Consider the following 17,130-nt stretch of genomic DNA (forward strand, 5'->3'; position numbering starts at 1 on the left):
GCTACCTCGAATGCGGGATCTCCAAGGTGAGATGGCTTACAGGCCATCCACCAGTTGATTAATGGCCTGGAAGGCTTCTTTCAGTGCGCTATCACGCTGGGCGTCGCCCATGTTGAGGCCTTCCGCAAACACCACGTCCACATCGCTGATGCCCATCAGGCCCAGCATGGTTTTCAGGTGCGGGGTCTGGCTATCGAACTCGGTGCCAGCGTATTGACCACCCCGGGCCGCGAGGATGATGGCGCGCTTACCTTCCAGCAGCCCCTGCGGGCCATTTTCAGTATAGCGGAACGTTTCACCAGCGCGCAGCACGCGGTCGAACCACGCCTTCAGCTGCGAAGGAATCCCCAGGTTGTACATCGGCACCGCCAGCACCAGTACGTCGTGGGAACGCAGCTCGGCCAGCAGTTCATCGGAGCGAGCCGCCAGTGCTTGTTGGGCGTCGCTGCGCTCGTCAGCCGGGGTTTGCCATGCGCCCAGCTCTTCGATGTCCAGGTGGGGCAGCGCATTGGCCACCACGTCGCGGTGGCTGACCTCCACGCCGCCACGGGCAGCGGCCTGCTGCTGAAAATGGTTCGCCAGCGCATTGGACTGGCCGTTTTCACCCAGAACGGAAGACGTGACTAACAGAGTACGAGTTGCCATCGTAAGATTCCTTGCCAAAAATTAAAGAGATGGCGCTATTCTAAGGCGCTTTCCAATAAGCAAAAGCGCAACGTTTTCCGCCGTTCATTCGACAAAATCGAATCGTGCTCCATAAAAAAAGGTTCTACGCAGACTCGCGTGAATCAATTGGCCTCCCACAAGGTGATTCAGGCAAGGTGCTTGCTCAGGTTGTGGGAGGGAGCTTCAGCTCGCGATGATTCCGGCACCCAGCTTGATAGGGGTGCCTGCCCAGACAGTCGCCCAATGAAATTGGCCTCCCACAGGCTGGCCTGGAGGCACTCAGTGCTGCGGGAGGGAGCTTCAGCCCGCGATGATTCCAGCACTCAGCTTGATAGGGGTGCCTGCTCAGACAGTCGCCCAATGAAATTGGCCTCCCACAGGCTGGCCTGGGGGCACTCACTGCTGTGGGAGGGGGCTTCAGCCCGCGATGATTCCAGCACCCAGCTTGATAGGGGTGCCTGCTCAGACAGTCGCCCAATGAAATTGGCCTCCCACAGGCTGGCCTGGAGGCACTCAGGCTGTGGGAGGGGGCTTCAGCCCGCGATGATTCCAGCACCCAGCTTGATAGGGGTGCCTGCTCAGACAGTCGCCCAATGAAATTGGCCTCCCACAATCCGCCATCAACAAGGTTCATCGCACTTTTCCGGGAATGGCTTCACTGTCTCGCTAGAATGCAATGACCTTAAAAAAGCCCCGCTCCGTGGCCATGGCGGCAACACGGGCGGGGCGTTTTCATGACGCGTTCAGGGCTTTTTGGGCCAGGCCTTGGGGTCCACCTTGTTGGCCAGTTTGGGGAACTGGCTCGGGTCGAACACCGGCTCCTTGCCCGCCTTCAACTGCGCGTCGTAATCCTTGAACAGCGCAAAGGCAATGGGCGACAGCATCAGAATGGCCACCAGGTTGATGATCGCCATCATGCCCATGGAGAGGTCGGCAAAATTCCAGATGGCTCCCAGGCTGGCCACCGAGCCCACCATGATCATGCCCAGCACGGCCAGACGATACAGCATCACCGCCAGCGGTGCCCGGCGGCCAGCCAGGTATTCGATGTTGGACTCACCGTAGGAGTAGTTGGCAATCACGGACGTGAACGCAAACAGCAGAATCGCTACCGCAATGAACATGCCGCCCCACTCGCCTACATGGCTGGAGAGCGCCATCTGGGTCAGCTGGATGCCGTTGCTCTCCTCGCTGGCCAGCAGTTCCGGGCCAGCCATGATGATGATGGCCGCCGTGGCGGTACAGATCACCAGCGTATCCAGGAAGACCCCCAGCATCTGAATGAACCCTTGGGCCGCCGGATGATCCGGCCGAGTGCTGGCCGTGGCCGCCGCGTTGGGAGCAGAGCCCATGCCCGCCTCATTGGAGAACAGGCCTCGCTGAATACCGTTGATGATGGCTTGGGAAATGGCATAGCCCATGGCCCCGCCAGCGGCCTGCTCGATGCCGAAGGCGCTCCGCACGATGGTCAGCAGCGCGGCGGGCAGATCGGCGATATTCATGGCCACCACGATCAGCGCCAGCACCAGATACAGCAGGGCCATCAGCGGCACGACCAGCTCGGCCACCTTGGCAATCGACTTCAAGCCGCCAAAGATGATCGGCGCCACGACGGCCATCAGCACCAGCCCCATGGCCCAGGTGGGAATGGCAAACGCCTGCTCCATGGCCTGGGCAATGGAGTTGGCCTGCACGCTATTGAAGGCTAGGCCGAAGGCAATGATCAGGCAGATCGAAAACAGCACCGCCAGCCAGCGCAGCCCAAGGCCACGCTCGATATAGCGAGCCGGGCCGCCACGGAAGGTATTGTCGCCGTGGTCGGTCTTGTAGGCCTGCGCCAGCGTGGACTCCACGAAACTGGTCGCCATGCCCACCATGGCGGTCATCCACATCCAGAAAATCGCCCCTGGGCCACCGAAATAAATGGCGACCGCCACCCCGGCCAGGTTCCCCGTTCCCACTCGGGCCGCCAGGCTGGTCGAGAGCGCCTGAAAGGAGGAGATCCCGCCATTGGATTGCCGCGAGGTGCGCAGCAGTTTGAACATGTGGCCAAAATAGCGAATCTGAATTCCCCGTGTCATTACGGTAAAGTAGAGACCCGCCCCGATGAGCAGGTAAATCAGTACACTGCCCCATAACAGCCCGTTGCTGCGATCCACGACCGCCGTCAACAGGGATGAAAGTGTCGCATCCATGGTTAATTGACCTTGATTGAGAAAAGTGAAGGTGCATCATTCTTCACGGCTGCACCAAAATGGCAAGAAAAATGGCAAATTAGTCCATACACGGCAAGAAACGCTGCGCCATGCTCAGCAGCCCGTAATGGTCGCCAGGATTCTTCTGGGCCCGCCCTGTTCGCGATGCTCGCCCAGCCAGATGCCTTGCCAAGTGCCCAGCGCCAAACGCCCATCCCGCACGGCCAGGCAAAGCTGGGTACCCAGCAGGCTGGACACCACGTGGGCAGGCATGTCGTCCGGCCCTTCCAGGGTATGTCGAAAGTAGTCCAGCCCTTCCGGCACCAGGCGGCTTAGAAAGGCGTTCAGATCGTGGCGCACATCCGGGTCGCTGTTTTCATTCAGGGTCAAGGAGGCCGAGGTATGCAGAAGCTGTAAATGCACCAGCCCCTGATGGCACTCTTCGAGGCACGGCAGTGCCCGAGCAATCTCATCAGTGATCAGATGGAAGCCTCTCGGCATGTCGGGCAGGTGAATCTCTTGTTGGTGCCACATAAACACTCCTTTGTCATGGTGGGCCTGCAAACGAGCATGGGTGTCGTCAAACCCAAACGTTTCGTTCAACCATAGCCTATTTCGCCGCGTACCCATAAAACTCACCACAGGTCATCGCCGCCATAGCGGTGGCGTCGCCTCGCTGTTAAATTGAATGGCGATATTCCCACCGCTTACAAGGAACCGTTCACATGGAGGTCGTCATGCGCTATTCCCTACTGTCGCCAAGGAAACTGGCAACGGCATCGGCGCTTTGTGTCTCAAGCGTGCTGCTGGCCGGATGCACGGGCATCCCCGATGGCACCGAGGCCGTCACCGGGTTCGAACTCGATCAGTACCTCGGGGAGTGGTATGAAATCGCTCGCCTGGACCACTCCTTCGAGCGCGGTCTGGACTGCGTGACCGCCAACTACAGCCTGCGCGACGATGGCGGTGTGCGGGTCATCAACCGGGGCTACAACCTGGCAGAAGGCAGCTGGGACGAAGCCGAAGGCCGGGCCTATTTCATCGACGATGAGAGCGTTGGCCGCCTGAAGGTGAGCTTCTTTGGCCCGTTCTACGGCGGCTACAACGTGCTGGCACTGGATGATGACTATCAGTGGGCGCTGGTCTCCGGCCCGAACCGAGACTACCTATGGATTCTGGCACGCACACCCACGCTGGATAGCGAGCTGGAAGCACGCCTGCGCCAGCAAGCCGCCGAGCTGGACTTCCCCACCGACGAGCTGATCGATGTAGTCCAAGACGAGCGCTGTCCCGGCCGCTAGGCTCTGCCAGGCTCGCCTGCACAGCACCTACTCAGCGTCAGGCAGCGCAGGCACCCGGCCTGCGATCTCCTGCTGGAGAAAATCGATCAGCGCACGGATGCGGGCCGGGGTATGGCGGCGCTGCTCGAACACCGCATAGAAGTCTGCCCGTACGCCCTGCCACTCGGGCAGCAGCAGCCGCAGCTCGCCACTGGCCAGGTGTTCGTTGACATCCCACCAGGAGCGCAGCATGACGCCATGGCCATCCAGCGCCAGTCGCGTCACCACTTCGCCATCGTTGCTGGCCAGGTGGCCACTGACCTTGACCGATTGCTGGCGCCGCGCTGCGGAGCGCTGCTCGAAGCGCCACAGCGCAAAGTCACTATCGTTCTCGCGGATCAACAGGCAGCGGTGCTGCGCCAGATCCTGCGGCGTATGCAGGGCGGGCATGCTGGCAAGGTAGCTCGGCGACGCACAGAGCATGCGCCGATTGGGCAGGATACGCCGAGCCACCAGCCGTGAATCCGGCGGTTCGCCAATGCGAATCCCCACATCGAACCCATGGTCGCTGAGATTGAGAGGAAAGTTGGTCAGCTCCAGCCAACTCTCGATGCCCGGATGCCGAACGCAGAAGCGTGACAGCAGCGGCGCAATGTGGCGTCGTCCAAAGCCAAAGGTGGCATTGACCCGCAACCGCCCCTGCAGCCCCTGGCTGGCCGCATCGCGCAGGTCACTCTCCAGGGCGTCCAGCTCATCGAGAATCAGGCTGCCCTGGGCAAGATAGCGCTCGCCTTCGGCGGTCAGCGTCAGGCGGCGGGTCGTGCGCGCCGCCAGCGACACCCCCAGCCGCGCCTCCAGCTGCTTCAGCCGTTTACTCACCGCCGAGAGGGAAATACCCAACTCCCGGGCTGTCGCCGTCAGGCTGCCCGCTCGAGCCAACTGCTGAAAAAACGCCAGATCGTCCAGTGGAGCCATGGGATTCTATACCTGAAAGCAACAATGGCTTGAATAGTAGCCTGAATATCTCATCGCCAACAGCCGCTACACTGCATGAACGGTACGCCTTTCACACGACCATAAAAAAAGGAGGCCCCATGGCCCATCAGATTGCAGTCATCGCTGGCGACGGCATCGGCACAGAAGTCATGCCGGAAGGTATTCGCGCACTGGAAGCGGTGGCCCAGCGCTTCGACCTCGCGCTGGAGTTCACCACCTTTGAGTTCGGTAACTGCGACTACTACCTTGAGCACGGCAAGATGCTGCCGGATGACTGGTACGAGCAGCTCAAGGGCTTTGATGCGCTGTTTTATGGCGCCGTGGGCTGGCCGGACAAAGTGCCTGACCATATTTCCCTGTGGGGCTCGCTGCTGCAGTTCCGCCGCCAGTTCGATCAATACATCAACCTGCGCCCCTGCAAACTGATGCCGGGCATCAAGAGCCCGCTGGCCGGTCGCGCCCCGGGGGATATCGACTTCTACGTGGTGCGTGAAAACACCGAAGGCGAATACTCCAGCATCGGCGGCAAGATGTTCGAAGGCACCGAGCGGGAGATCGTCATTCAGGAAACCGTGATGAGCCGCACCGGGGTCGACCGAGTCTTGAAATACGCCTTCGACCTGGCCCAGACGCGACCACGCAAGAAGCTCACCTCGGCCACCAAGTCCAACGGCATCTCGATCACCATGCCCTACTGGGACGAGCGGGTCGCCGAGATGGCCAAACAGTACCCGGATATCAACGTCGACAAGTTCCATATCGACATCCTCACGGCCAACTTCGTGCTGCACCCCGATTGGTTCGACGTGGTCGTGGGCAGCAACCTGTTCGGCGACATCCTCTCCGACCTGGGCCCGGCCTGCACCGGCACCATCGGCATTGCGCCTTCCGCCAATATCAATCCGGAAGGCAAGTTCCCCAGCCTGTTCGAGCCGGTTCATGGCAGCGCACCCGACATTGCGGGCAAGGGCATTGCCAACCCTATCGGCCAAATCTGGTCAGGCGCCATGATGTTGGAACATCTGGGACACAAGGAAGCTGCCGACGCCATGGTCGAGGCCATCGAAGCCGTGCTCAGTGAAGGGAACCCGCAGGTGCTCACCCGCGACGTGGGCGGCCAGGGCACCACGGAAAGCCTAGGCAAGGCCATTGCCGAGCGCCTGCGCGGCTAGCGTCAGGCCCCACTGGCCATGTCGTTGATCAATGTGGTTGGTAAAAATGGTTGGTAAAGGTGGTTGGTAAAGGTGGTTGAAACGGTAGTTGATAAAAATTAGTTGTAAAAGCGCGAACGCCTGCCCTCAACGGGGCAGGCGTTCACACTGTGCGCGCTGAGCGTTAGCTGGTCAGTTTGGCAGCGACTTCAGCCACGTATTTACCCTGGAAACGGGCTATTTTCAGCTCGCGGTCGTCCGGCTGACGCGAACCGTCGCCGCCTGCCAGCGTCGCCGCGCCATAGGGCGTGCCGCCGCTGACCTTCGAGATATCGAACTGCTCTTCGATGCCGTAACCAATCGGCACGATGACCATGCCGTGGTGGGCCAGGGTGGTCCAGGTCGACGTGATGGTCATCTCGTCGCCGCCCCCGGTGCCGGTGGAGGTAAACACGCTGGCGACCTTGCCACGCAGTGCGCCTTTCGCCCATAGCCCGCCGGTCTGGTCGAGGAAGGTACGCATCTGCCCAGCCATGTTGCCAAAGCGCGTCGGCGTGCCGAAGATGATGGCATCGTAGTCGGCCAACTCCCCAGGTGTGGCTTCCGGAGTAGTGAAGTCCTGCTTGCCACCGGCATTCTTGAACGCGTCTTCCGGCATGGTTTCCGGTACGCGTTTGACGGTGACCTCGACCCCTTCCACGCCCTCGGCGCCTTCTGCCACGGCGGCCGCCAGGGTGTCGATGTGCCCATACATCGAGTAATACAGTACCAATACCTTCGTCATGGCTCACTCCTTTCAGGTGATGACACGCTACCCCAGACGGGCAGCAAGGACTGGTTACACCATAGTCCAGCCCCAGCCACTTATCAGCGAAAGTTTTCGACGCTCTGAATCGATTTCATCGATGTGGGCACCTTGCACTTTTGCCACTTCGGCACTAATTTTTTTGTATTCGACTTGTTTGCCGTTTCATTCGGGTACAACGCCAAGGAGCCAGGCATGACCATTTTCGAAGCACTGCGTAAAGACCACGATATTCAGCGTGACCTGTTGGCCCAACTGGTAGAGACCCACGGTGACAGCGACGCCCGCGACTCTCTTTACCAACGGGTACGGGCGGAGCTGAAGTACCATGCCAACGCCGAAGAGCGGGCTCTGTATATTCCGATGATGGACCTCGACCTCACCCAGGAAAAAGCGCGCCACAGCGTTGCCGAACACCACGAGATCGATGAGCTGATCGAGCTGCTGGACGACACCGACTACAGTGCCAGCCACTGGCTGACCCACGCCAAGCAGCTGCAGCATCTGGTGACCCACCATCTGGACGAAGAAGAACAGGAGGTGTTTCAACTGGCAGGTCGGGGCTTGCAGGAAGCCCAGAAAACTACGCTGGCCAAGGAGTATCAGGACGAAATGCAGCGCCAACGGTCGGGCTGACCTCCCGGCCTTACCCGCCCGGTATTGCAAAGCGCTTGTGGCTCACGCCATGGGCGCTTTTTTACGGGTTACTTTCATCCTCGCACCGACCATTTTCACGCGCACGACGCCACCCCTTGTGACACGAGCTGAGCGTGGTAAAGGTAGGGCAACACAAGTAGATGCCCATGCACAAGGACACTTTCATGCTAGGCCAATGGCTCGACTGGACCCTTGACGATGAACGCCCGTCGCCACGCATAGGCCGCTTTGCCAGCGGCAGCTACCATCTGCACCGACCGGGCATACTGGAGCTAACGCCCAACATTTTGCGCCCCGATGCCCGGGCCTGTGTCTTTTCTGCCGCCATTCATGGCAACGAGACCGCTCCGGTAGAACTGCTGGGCGAATGGCTGGCCGCTCTGGAAGCCAGCACCCTGCAACTGGGCGCTCCCGTGCTGGTGATTCTGGGCAACATTCCCGCCCTCAAGGCCCAGCAGCGCTACATCACCACCAACTTGAATCGCTTGTTCAAGCGTGAACTGGCCGACCAGGGCGACGAGCCCGAACGGGCGCGCCAACTGATGGAAGCCGTGGATACGTTCTATGCCCGCCATCACGCCCTGCCTCGGTTGCATTACGACCTGCATACCGCCATCCGCGGCAGCCTGCATACCCGCTTCGCGGTCGAGCCGTTCGCCGAGTCGGCGACCGCCCCTGAACAATGGGAGTGGTTGGCCGCCGCCGACATGCAGGCCGTGCTGCACCAGCATCAGCATAGCTGGACGTTTTCTCACTACAGCAAGCACTACCATGGTGCCCAGGCCTTTACCTTCGAGCTGGGGCAAGTCGCCCCGTTCGGCCACAACGACATGGAAGCCCTGGCTCCCATGCTCACGTTGATCAGTGCGCTGGGCAGCGGCTATACGCCCCCCTCCCAGTCGGCCAGCACCATGGCATTCTACCGGGTGCAGCATGAACTGATGCGTCACTCCGAGGACTTCACGCTCTGTTTCGATGAAGACGTGCCCAACTTCAGCCGCTTCGATACCGGCACCTGCCTGGCCAAGGATGCCACCGCCGGTGACTTCGTGGTGGAAGAGACGCCGCTACACGTGGTGTTTCCCAACGCTCAGGTCGAGATAGGTGCCCGAGCCGCCTTGCTGGTGGCGCCGGAACGAACGGCTCTCTAGCCAACAGAAAGCCCCGTTGATGAAAAAGGCAGTTAGATAACAATAACGTAGAGGGGCCATCAGGAGTGCTCTTCAGGCAACACGACCAATGTCGCCCTGATAAAGTACGCGTCTCCGGCGCACTCCTGATAGAATCGCCCCTTTTTTCGCGCCAGCCGCACAGAAACACGAACACTCATTCGTTGTTGCTGCGGCAACCCTGTACTGGAGCCTAAGTTATGGCCGCTACGCCGACTCCCCTTGAAGTGCGTAACATCAAAAAGCGCTTCGGCGATACAGAAGTCCTCAAAGGCCTCTCTCTTGAAGCCCAGAAAGGTGATGTGATCACCCTGATTGGTGCTTCAGGGTCTGGCAAAAGCACCTTTTTACGCTGCATGAACCTGCTGGAACAGCCCGATGACGGCGACCTGATCGTCCACGGCGAACAGATCCGCTTCAAGACCACCCGCCATGGCCGCGAACCCGCCGACTGGAAACAGGTCGTGCAGATGCGCGCCAAGCTCTCCATGGTTTTCCAGAGCTTCAACCTGTGGGCCCACATGACGCTGCTGGAAAACATCATCGAAGCGCCGATTCACGTGCTGGGTAAACCCAAGAAAGAAGCCATCGAACACGCCCATGCTCTGCTCGACCGAGTCGGCCTCAGCGCGCGTGCCAACGCCTACCCGGCGCAAATGTCCGGTGGCCAGCAGCAGCGTGGCGCCATCGCCCGGGCGCTGGCCATGGACCCGGAAGTCATGCTGTTCGACGAGCCCACCTCGGCGCTGGACCCTGAGCTGGTGGGCGACGTGCTCAAGGTCATGCGCGATTTGGCCAACGAAGGGCGCACCATGGTAGTGGTGACCCATGAGATGAGCTTTGCCCGGGACGTGTCCAGCAAGGTGATCTACCTGCACCAGGGCCTCGTGGAAGAAGCCGGCACGCCCGATGACGTGCTGGGCAACCCGCAATCGCCGCGCCTGAAGCAGTTTCTGGCGCCCAAATACTGACCTGCGAGGCATGCACGATGCTTGATTTGCAAGGCTATGGCCCCCGCCTGCTGGAAGGCGCAGGCGTAACCGTTCAGTTGGCCCTCCTCTCGCTGATCCTGGCGATTGTGCTGGGGCTCTTGACCGCCAGCGCCAAAATGTCCCGCAACTGGCTATTGCGCCGTAGCGCAACGGTCTACACCACGGTGATTCGTGGGGTGCCCGACCTGGTGCTGATGATGCTGCTGTTCTTCGGCGGGCAGATCGGGGTCAATGCGATCAGCGATATGCTCTATGACCGCTACGACATCGATATCTACATCAACTTCAACGCCTTCGCGGCCGGTGTCCTCACCATCGGCTTCATCTTCGGCGCCTACATGGGCGAAACCTTTCGCGGGGCATTCATGGCCGTCGACAATGGCCAGATCGAGGCAGGCAAGGCCTACGGCATGAGCAACGCACTGGTGTTTCGGCGTATCCGCTTTCCCCAGATGATGCGTCATGCGCTGCCCGGCCTCTCCAACAACTGGATGGTGCTGCTCAAGACCACCGCCTTGGTATCGGTGATCGGCCTGACGGACATGGTGCGGGTGGCGGCAGAAGCCTCTCGGGCCACCCACGAGCCGTTTGTCTTCCTGATTCCGGTGGCGGCGGCCTATCTGTTGATTGCCAGCGTCTCCGAGTGGGTCTTCGCACGGTTGCAAAAACGTTACGACATCGGCTTCGGGGGACAGTGACATGCTGGACATCTCTGCATGGTTCAACGATTTACTGGCGGGTAACCTGATCTTCACCCCCACCACCCTAGGCTACTATTGGGAAGGCCTGGTGACCACCACCCAGCTGGTGTTCCTCTCGCTGGTGGCCGGGCTGATCCTGGCTGTCCCGCTGGCCATCATGCGTAGCTCACGGCACAAATGGATCAGCCTGCCGGTCTATGTGTATACCTATGTGTTTCGTGGCACCCCGCTGCTCATTCAGCTCTACATCATCTACTACGGGGTGGTGTTCATCGATGGCATTCAGGAAACCTTCCTGTGGCCGCTGCTGCGCGAAGCCTTCTACCCGGCACTGATCGCCTTCACCTTGAACACGGCGGCCTACACCACGGAGATTTTCCGGGGTGCCATCAAGGCCACCTCACGGGGTGAAATCGAAGCCGCCAAGGCCTATGGCATGTCCAACAGCCTGATGATGCGCCGTATCATCCTGCCCAGCGCCTTTCGCCGTGCCCTGCCCGCCTACGGGAACGAAGTCATCTTCATGCTGCATGCCAGCGCCATTGCCAGCGTCGTCACCCTGATGGACCTGACCGGGGCCGCACGCTTCGTCTATGCGCGCTTCTATGCCCCCTTCGATGCGTTCCTGTTCGTGGCGGCCATTTATCTGTGCCTCACCTTTGCCATCCTGTATTTTTTCCGTTACCTGGAAAAACGGCTGCTGGCACATTTGCGGCCACAAACCTGAGCATGACGAAAAATCCAACGTACGCCAACGTAAAACAAGCGTTGGTTTAATTCAGGTCACCCCCCTTTTCGCCAACCGCAAGCTGGGGTAGCTTAAAGGGGATCACCTCCGGTGAACCTGCTTCCTTTGGAGTCTACAATGAAAAAACTGCTGACCGTTTCTCTGCTGGGCCTGGCCGTGGCTGCTGCGTCTTCTGCTCAAGCCCGTGATTACGACCACGTGCGTATCGGCGTGGACGTACCTTACGAGCCCATGGAATACCGCACCCCCGAGGGCGAGCTGACCGGCTTCGATATCGACCTGGGCAACGCTCTGTGCGAGCGCATCGGCGTGACCTGCGAGTGGATCGAGCAGGAGTGGGACGGCATCATTCCGGGCCTGATGTCACGTAACTACGATGCCATCATGTCGTCGATGACCATCAACGACGAGCGTCGTCAGCAGGTGCTGTTCTCCGACCCCTACATCACCATGCCGTCGGCCTGGTTTGCCCCCGCCAGCCTGGAACTCAGTGACGCCAACGAAGAGACACTGGCCGGCAAGACCATCGGCGTACAGCGCGGCACCCTGCAAGACAACTACGTGACCGACCAATACGGCCGTATCGCCAGCGTCAGCCGCTACTCCACCGCTGACGACATGGTGCTGGACATGCAGGCACAGCGCCTGGATATCGTCTTCCTCGACTATCCGATCGGCCAGTCCACCCTGCTGAACAACGAAGATACCGAGTACGTGGTCGTAGGCGAGCGCATCAGCGAGCCCAAGGAGTACTTCGGTGACGGCTTCGGCATCGCCTTCCGCCAGCGCGACCAGGCCCTGGCCGAGCGCTTCAACGAAGCACTGGCCGAACTGCAGGAAGACGGCACCTACGATGAAATCTACACTCGCTACTTTGGCGAAGAGTAAGCATTGACCGTCTCGCCATGCCTTTCTCAGGGAAGGCATGGCAGCACGCCAATACCATGACTCCAGACCGCCTACTCCCCTCTGCGCCCCATGCGCAACGCCCAGGTACCCGTGGCACCATTGCCCGCTTCTACCTGAGCGAGTGGTTCGACGAATAGCCCCCTCTTTGGCACGCCCGTGCCGAAACACGCCCCTGTGCGTGCATGTTGCCATGCGTGATCGACGCAGGGCACTCCCACGCCTGGCGTACCCCATGCTGTAGCCGCCCCTTTCGGCGCTTGGCATAAAGCAACACCTGCATACCTAACTAACATCGCTTCAGGAGACTGACCATGCGTTATGCAACGCTGTCCGTGGCTGCCGTGCTGGCGGCTGGTGCTTCACTTTCCATGGTATCCACTGCCGCACTGGCCCGGGACTACGACGAGATCCGTCTGGGTGTGGATATTCCCTACGAGCCCTTCATGTACCGGGAAGCCGACGGCACTCTCACCGGCTTTGAAATCGAGCTGGGCAATGCCGTATGCGACTACCTGGAAGTGAGCTGCACCTGGGTAGAACAAGACTGGGACGGCATCATTCCCGGCCTGCTGGCCCGCAACTACGACGCCATCATGTCGTCCATGGCGATTACCGACGAGCGCGCCCAGCGTGTGCTGTTCTCCGAGGCTTACTACACCACTCCCAGCGCCTGGATCACGACCCACGCCCACGATATCGACATCGAAGACCGGGCCAGCCTGGAAGGGCTCACGGTCGGCGTACAGCGAGCAACCCTGCAGGATAACTATGTCACCGAACTCTACGGCGACGTGCTGGAAATTCGCCGCTATACCGGTGTGGACGATGTGGTCACCGACCTGCTGGCAGGCCGCCTGGACCTGACGTTCATGGACTACCCGATTGCCGAAGCCGCCATCGACATCGACACGCCCGAAAGCGACTTCCAACGCATCAGCGACTTCATCAAAGAGCCCGCGGAAATCCTGGGCCAAGGCGTGGGCATGGCATTTCGCCCCCGTGACGAGGCCCTCGCCGAACGCTTCAACGACGCCCTGCGTGCGGTGAAAGAGAACGGCACTTATGATGAAATCATGAACCGTTACTTCAACTACGATGTACGCTTGTAAGATCGGCGGTCGCCGCGCTTGAACCGCGCCACCCCGCCTACACGCGCCGGCCTTTGGTCGGCGCGTAACGTTTGCTCATCACTTTTCCGGAAAGCCCATGCTGACACTTGTCAAAAACGCCCAGCTTTTTGCCCCAGAACCCCGCGGGCTGTGCCACCTGCTGATCGCCGACCAGCGCATCGCGGCCGTGCTGGATGCCAACGAAGCGTACCAACTGGGCACGCTGATCAAGACCATCGACCTGGAGGGCCGTCGGGTGATTCCGGGGCTGGTCGACCCGCTGGTGCACTACATTGGCGGGGGCGGTGAAGGCGGGTTTGGCAACCGCACTGCAGAACTCAGCCTGGCAGACGCCTGCGCTTCAGGCGTGACCACCCTGATTGGCGCTCTGGGCACCGATGCCCTTACCCGCACCCCCGCCAACCTGATCGGCAAGGCGCGGGAGCTCGCTGCCGGTGGGCTGAGCACCTACGCCTACACCGGCTCTTATCAGCTGCCTCCGGTCACGCTGACCGGCACGGTGGCCAGCGACATTCTCTACGTGCCGGAATTCATCGGGGTGGGCGAAGTGGCCATCAGCGACCACCGTGGCTCCCAGCCCACTACCCAGGAGCTGACGCGACTGGCTTCCGACGCCCGCACGGCCGGGCTGCTGGCAGGCAAATCCGGCATCGTGTTCATTCATACCGGCGACGCCGACTCCCACCTGGAACCACTGCGTCAGGTGTCCAGCACCAGCGCCATTCCCATCACGCAGTTCTACCCGACCCACATCAACCGTACCGGCGCACTGTTCGCAGACGGCCTGCGCTTTGCCCGTGAAGGCGGACGCATCGACTTCACCACCAGCACCACCCCCGAGCTGCTGGCCGGTGGCGAAGTGCCCGCCTCCGAGGCGGTAGCGCGGGCACTGAAAGCGCGGATCGATCCGAGCCAGCTCAGCCTCTCCTCGGATGCCAACGCTTCGCTGCCGGAGTTCGATGACCAGCGCCGTTTCGTGGGCCTGAAACCCGGCAGACTCAGCAGCCTGTTCGACGTGTTGGGCGAGTGTGTCAACGACCACCAGATCCGCATGGAGCACGCCCTGCAATGTGCCACCACCACCGCCGCCGATGCCTTGAAGCTTCCCCAAAAAGGCCGCCTGATACCCGGCTCGGATGCCGATTTCATCGTATTGAGCGAAGGGCGCTGGGCCATTGACCACGTGTGGGCACTGGGCAAACCGATTTTCAGCGCTCCCTGAGCGCCCGAGGCCGCCCAGCGAACTTGCTCAGCCAATGCGGGTCTTTAATGGCATAATGCGCTTTTACAAGGAGGTAACATGGCAGAACACTCAGCGGCACACGCAACGCCCTCCACGGGCCTACCCGAGACGATGCGCCCCTCGTCCCATTGGACCGCCTGGGGTCAGTGGCTTGCGCTGTTCACCATGACCGTGGACCACCTGACCCGCTACGTACTGCCCGATGCCTGGGATCTGGGCTGGGCGGGTTCCTCGATTGGGCGCATTGCCTTTCCGCTGTTTGCTGCCATGGTGGCCTGGCACGGCCTGTTCAACACCCGCAACCCGCTGCGCTACGCACGCCGTATCCTGATCATCGGTATCGCGGCACAAGTGCCCTACATGATGATGCCTAGGGCCTCGGATGCATTTATCCTGAATGTCTGCTTCACGCTGGCCAGCGGCCTGGCACTCGGTGCCTTGGTACGCCAGGGGTGGCAGCACTATCAGGCACAGACGCTGGGCCTGGGCTGGCTGATGCTGGGGGCCGCCGTGTGTGTCACCATCTGGTATCTGCTGGGCTTCTGGGTGGAGTATGGCCACAACGGCCTGCTGCTGATTCCGCTGTTCATGTTTGCCATGCAGGCCCTCAGCGAGACCCGCGATGCTCTCAAATCAAGGCTGTGGGCGGGTCTGGCGGCGTTTCCGGTGCTCTGGATCGCCGGGCAGATGAACGCATCGGACATGGCCAAATCCTTTACCGTCGGCACCTGTGTTCTGGTGCTGATGCTGGCCGCAGGCGCCGCCCAGCGCGTACCGCCCGTGGCGCTGGCCATGCCCCGCCGCCTGTGGCTGGCCTGGTACCCGGGGCACTTCGCCCTGATTGCGCTGTGGCTATTGCTTAGCGGTCAGCTGGCCAGTTAGGCGTTTGCTCGGCCGCTCGTTTATTCACTGCTTCTCGCATCCAGGGCTGATAGCGGCATAGCTGAGCACGGCCCGCCAATTTGGCCTGATACATGGCGGTATCGGCCTGCTTGAGCACTTCGGCATGGTCACAGGTAGACGCTTCAAAGCAGGTGTACCCCATACTCGGGGTCACCTCTACCCAGCGGCTCTCCAGCCGATACTCCCCCGACAGCGCCTGCTTCACTCGCTGCATGTACTGCTCGGCCAGGGCGCTCAGCTTGTCCAGATCAGGCTCTGAAAACTGCGCCAGCAGCACGAACTCATCGCCACTCAACCGGGCCGCCATGTCACCGTCACGCAGGCATGACTCCAAGCGCCGCGCCACTTGCACCAACAGGTCATCGCCCGCGGCATGCCCCAGGGTGTCGTTGATCAGCTTGAAGCGGTCCATGTCCATGAACATTACCAAACCACCCCGCTGCGCATGGCCCTCCTCCTGGCACAGCGTTTCCATGCGTTCGATGAACAGACGCCGATTGGGCAGGTCCGTCAGCGCATCGTAGTACGCCTGACGATAAATGATCTCCTCACTACGTTTGCGCTCGGTGAAGTCTTCGACGATCGCCACGCCGCCGACCATCCGGTTGCCCATACCATGCACACCGTTGAAGAACGCCCGCAGTGGCGTTCCCTCACTGGCTTTGGGTAGCCGATAGGTACCCTCGTAGTAGCCGGTGCCTTTTTCCAGGGCTGCCGACACAGCCTTGGCGACGTATCGATCGGCTGAACGGTCCAGCATGCGATAGCCCAGCAGCCGAGAACGCTCGACGCCCAGGATCTCCAGCAGCTTGTTGTTGCAGTCGGTGATCTGCCCCTGGTCGTCAAAGTGCAAAACACCTAGAGGGGAGTGCTGGAAAATCGAGCGATAGCGGTTTTCGCTTTCCCGAAGCTGCGCCTCACGGGCCGCCATGGTAACGCGCAGGGCGATATTGTCATGGATGGTTCGGCTCAAGCGGCGGCTGGTGATCAGGATCAGCAGCAGAAACAGCACCAGCATCAGCCCGATCAACACGGAAAGCGAGGTTCCCATCAGCATGAACTGGAACTTCAAAGGCAACAGGATGGGCAATACGAAGCCAGTGGCCACCCACCACACCGACGACAGCGTCGTGACGCCCCCCGCCGCGATACCGGCCAGCACGATCGACAGCGCCGCAATTTGCCCAGGATATTCAGGGCTGAACAGCAGTACTCCCGTACTGCCCCACACCACCCCGGAAACGATGGCCCCCAAGGCAAACCAGCGCAGCCACCGGTGCCCTTGCTGCTGCTGAATCGGCAAGCGCTTGAAACGGTGAGCCAACGCCAAACGCAATCCCGACACCACCACCAAGGCGGTGTACCAACCCAACAGTACCCAGCCTTCCACCACGGGCCACATCGCCGCCACCAGCAACCCGCCCGCCAAAACGCTACTGAGCACCGGTTGCCAAAGGTTGTCATACAACATCCGCACTTTTTCTCCGCGCAGCTGTTGCAGGGTGAGATGGTGATCGCGCTGGTAGCCGCTGCGTAACCCTGACGCAGTTGCTGTCGGCGCCGCTGGCTTGCTGGGCGACATAGA

General features: G+C 60.8%; 18 protein-coding genes. 12 read left to right on the forward strand and 6 right to left on the reverse strand.

Going from position 1 to position 17,130, the window contains the following annotated elements:
- Window positions 1-36 precede the first annotated feature (36 nt).
- From CWI66_RS06985 to CWI66_RS06995, 3 genes are all read right to left on the reverse strand, one after another.
- Window positions 37-645, reverse strand: coding sequence for an FMN-dependent NADH-azoreductase (locus tag CWI66_RS06985; RefSeq protein WP_016916541.1), 609 nt, complete (start codon window positions 643-645; stop codon window positions 37-39).
- Between the two features lie 764 nt (window positions 646-1,409).
- Window positions 1,410-2,861 (reverse strand): alanine/glycine:cation symporter family protein, encoded by a 1,452-nt coding sequence (locus CWI66_RS06990; protein ID WP_100731294.1) that lies wholly within the window; start codon window positions 2,859-2,861, stop codon window positions 1,410-1,412.
- 114 nt (window positions 2,862-2,975) lie between these two features.
- Window positions 2,976-3,395 (reverse strand): secondary thiamine-phosphate synthase enzyme YjbQ, encoded by a 420-nt coding sequence (locus CWI66_RS06995; protein WP_100731295.1) that lies wholly within the window; start codon window positions 3,393-3,395, stop codon window positions 2,976-2,978.
- A 203-nt stretch (window positions 3,396-3,598) separates the two neighbouring features.
- Here CWI66_RS06995 and CWI66_RS07000 point away from each other — a divergent pair, with 203 nt between their 5' ends.
- Entirely contained in the window at window positions 3,599-4,162 is a 564-nt protein-coding gene (locus CWI66_RS07000; RefSeq protein WP_081192811.1) for a lipocalin family protein, read from the forward strand.
- Window positions 4,163-4,189: 27 nt separating this feature from the next.
- Here CWI66_RS07000 and CWI66_RS07005 read toward each other — a convergent pair whose 3' ends face one another.
- The gene (locus CWI66_RS07005) at window positions 4,190-5,116 is read right to left on the reverse strand and encodes a LysR family transcriptional regulator (RefSeq protein ID WP_100731296.1); all 927 of its coding nucleotides are present in this window, start codon (window positions 5,114-5,116) and stop codon (window positions 4,190-4,192) included.
- Window positions 5,117-5,235: 119 nt separating this feature from the next.
- Between CWI66_RS07005 and CWI66_RS07010 the strand changes: the two genes are divergently transcribed.
- Window positions 5,236-6,309 carry a tartrate dehydrogenase gene (locus tag CWI66_RS07010; protein WP_016916536.1) on the forward strand — a complete coding sequence of 358 codons (1,074 nt, stop codon included), beginning with the start codon at window positions 5,236-5,238 and terminating at the stop codon, window positions 6,307-6,309.
- 163 nt (window positions 6,310-6,472) lie between these two features.
- Here CWI66_RS07010 and wrbA read toward each other — a convergent pair whose 3' ends face one another.
- The gene (wrbA, locus tag CWI66_RS07015; protein ID WP_016916535.1) at window positions 6,473-7,072 is read right to left on the reverse strand and encodes an NAD(P)H:quinone oxidoreductase; all 600 of its coding nucleotides are present in this window, start codon (window positions 7,070-7,072) and stop codon (window positions 6,473-6,475) included.
- Between the two features lie 216 nt (window positions 7,073-7,288).
- Here wrbA and CWI66_RS07020 point away from each other — a divergent pair, with 216 nt between their 5' ends.
- The 10 genes from CWI66_RS07020 to CWI66_RS07060 all read left to right on the forward strand — a co-directional run bounded on the left by CWI66_RS07020 (window position 7,289) and on the right by CWI66_RS07060 (window position 15,524).
- Window positions 7,289-7,729, forward strand: a complete 441-nt coding sequence (locus CWI66_RS07020) for a hemerythrin domain-containing protein (protein WP_016916534.1) — start codon at window positions 7,289-7,291, stop codon at window positions 7,727-7,729.
- A gap of 185 nt (window positions 7,730-7,914) precedes the next feature.
- Window positions 7,915-8,901: a succinylglutamate desuccinylase gene (locus CWI66_RS07025; protein ID WP_100731297.1), complete on the forward strand. Its 987-nt coding sequence runs from the start codon at window positions 7,915-7,917 to the stop codon at window positions 8,899-8,901.
- 218 nt (window positions 8,902-9,119) lie between these two features.
- Window positions 9,120-9,890 carry an ABC transporter ATP-binding protein gene (locus tag CWI66_RS07030; RefSeq protein WP_081135308.1) on the forward strand — a complete coding sequence of 257 codons (771 nt, stop codon included), beginning with the start codon at window positions 9,120-9,122 and terminating at the stop codon, window positions 9,888-9,890.
- Window positions 9,891-9,907: 17 nt separating this feature from the next.
- Window positions 9,908-10,609 (forward strand): ABC transporter permease, encoded by a 702-nt coding sequence (locus CWI66_RS07035; RefSeq protein WP_016916531.1) that lies wholly within the window; start codon window positions 9,908-9,910, stop codon window positions 10,607-10,609.
- Window position 10,610: 1 nt separating this feature from the next.
- Window positions 10,611-11,339, forward strand: a complete 729-nt coding sequence (locus tag CWI66_RS07040) for an ABC transporter permease (RefSeq protein WP_081135305.1) — start codon at window positions 10,611-10,613, stop codon at window positions 11,337-11,339.
- Between the two features lie 138 nt (window positions 11,340-11,477).
- The gene (locus CWI66_RS07045) at window positions 11,478-12,248 is read left to right on the forward strand and encodes a transporter substrate-binding domain-containing protein (protein WP_100731298.1); all 771 of its coding nucleotides are present in this window, start codon (window positions 11,478-11,480) and stop codon (window positions 12,246-12,248) included.
- A gap of 17 nt (window positions 12,249-12,265) precedes the next feature.
- Window positions 12,266-12,406: a hypothetical protein gene (locus tag CWI66_RS17980; protein WP_157808958.1), complete on the forward strand. Its 141-nt coding sequence runs from the start codon at window positions 12,266-12,268 to the stop codon at window positions 12,404-12,406.
- 174 nt (window positions 12,407-12,580) lie between these two features.
- Complete coding sequence (locus CWI66_RS07050; protein WP_100731299.1) at window positions 12,581-13,378, forward strand: transporter substrate-binding domain-containing protein; 798 nt, start codon at window positions 12,581-12,583, stop codon at window positions 13,376-13,378.
- A 97-nt stretch (window positions 13,379-13,475) separates the two neighbouring features.
- Complete coding sequence (gene iadA, locus CWI66_RS07055; protein ID WP_081135299.1) at window positions 13,476-14,621, forward strand: beta-aspartyl-peptidase; 1,146 nt, start codon at window positions 13,476-13,478, stop codon at window positions 14,619-14,621.
- Between the two features lie 78 nt (window positions 14,622-14,699).
- Window positions 14,700-15,524, forward strand: a complete 825-nt coding sequence (locus CWI66_RS07060) for a TraX family protein (protein WP_100731300.1) — start codon at window positions 14,700-14,702, stop codon at window positions 15,522-15,524.
- Here CWI66_RS07060 and CWI66_RS07065 read toward each other — a convergent pair.
- Window positions 15,502-17,127 carry a diguanylate cyclase domain-containing protein gene (locus CWI66_RS07065; protein WP_100731301.1) on the reverse strand — a complete coding sequence of 542 codons (1,626 nt, stop codon included), beginning with the start codon at window positions 17,125-17,127 and terminating at the stop codon, window positions 15,502-15,504. The two genes, CWI66_RS07060 and CWI66_RS07065, sit on opposite strands and share 23 nt — an antisense overlap.
- Window positions 17,128-17,130: the final 3 nt, after the last annotated feature.

Origin of the sequence: Halomonas sp. 141 (assembly GCF_002810305.1) — a bacterium.
GTDB classification, from domain to species: domain Bacteria; phylum Pseudomonadota; class Gammaproteobacteria; order Pseudomonadales; family Halomonadaceae; genus Vreelandella; species Vreelandella stevensii.

Coding starts and splice junctions, on each gene's coding strand:
- CWI66_RS06985 (WP_016916541.1), bottom strand. CDS start 645: ATGGCAACTCGTACTCTGTTAGTCACGTCTTCCGTTCTGGGTGAAAAC.
- CWI66_RS06990 (WP_100731294.1), bottom strand. CDS start 2,861: ATGGATGCGACACTTTCATCCCTGTTGACGGCGGTCGTGGATCGCAGC.
- CWI66_RS06995 (WP_100731295.1), bottom strand. CDS start 3,395: ATGTGGCACCAACAAGAGATTCACCTGCCCGACATGCCGAGAGGCTTC.
- CWI66_RS07000 (WP_081192811.1), top strand. CDS start 3,599: ATGCGCTATTCCCTACTGTCGCCAAGGAAACTGGCAACGGCATCGGCG.
- CWI66_RS07005 (WP_100731296.1), bottom strand. CDS start 5,116: ATGGCTCCACTGGACGATCTGGCGTTTTTTCAGCAGTTGGCTCGAGCG.
- CWI66_RS07010 (WP_016916536.1), top strand. CDS start 5,236: ATGGCCCATCAGATTGCAGTCATCGCTGGCGACGGCATCGGCACAGAA.
- wrbA (WP_016916535.1), bottom strand. CDS start 7,072: ATGACGAAGGTATTGGTACTGTATTACTCGATGTATGGGCACATCGAC.
- CWI66_RS07020 (WP_016916534.1), top strand. CDS start 7,289: ATGACCATTTTCGAAGCACTGCGTAAAGACCACGATATTCAGCGTGAC.
- CWI66_RS07025 (WP_100731297.1), top strand. CDS start 7,915: ATGCTAGGCCAATGGCTCGACTGGACCCTTGACGATGAACGCCCGTCG.
- CWI66_RS07030 (WP_081135308.1), top strand. CDS start 9,120: ATGGCCGCTACGCCGACTCCCCTTGAAGTGCGTAACATCAAAAAGCGC.
- CWI66_RS07035 (WP_016916531.1), top strand. CDS start 9,908: ATGCTTGATTTGCAAGGCTATGGCCCCCGCCTGCTGGAAGGCGCAGGC.
- CWI66_RS07040 (WP_081135305.1), top strand. CDS start 10,611: ATGCTGGACATCTCTGCATGGTTCAACGATTTACTGGCGGGTAACCTG.
- CWI66_RS07045 (WP_100731298.1), top strand. CDS start 11,478: ATGAAAAAACTGCTGACCGTTTCTCTGCTGGGCCTGGCCGTGGCTGCT.
- CWI66_RS17980 (WP_157808958.1), top strand. CDS start 12,266: ATGCCTTTCTCAGGGAAGGCATGGCAGCACGCCAATACCATGACTCCA.
- CWI66_RS07050 (WP_100731299.1), top strand. CDS start 12,581: ATGCGTTATGCAACGCTGTCCGTGGCTGCCGTGCTGGCGGCTGGTGCT.
- iadA (WP_081135299.1), top strand. CDS start 13,476: ATGCTGACACTTGTCAAAAACGCCCAGCTTTTTGCCCCAGAACCCCGC.
- CWI66_RS07060 (WP_100731300.1), top strand. CDS start 14,700: ATGGCAGAACACTCAGCGGCACACGCAACGCCCTCCACGGGCCTACCC.
- CWI66_RS07065 (WP_100731301.1), bottom strand. CDS start 17,127: ATGTCGCCCAGCAAGCCAGCGGCGCCGACAGCAACTGCGTCAGGGTTA.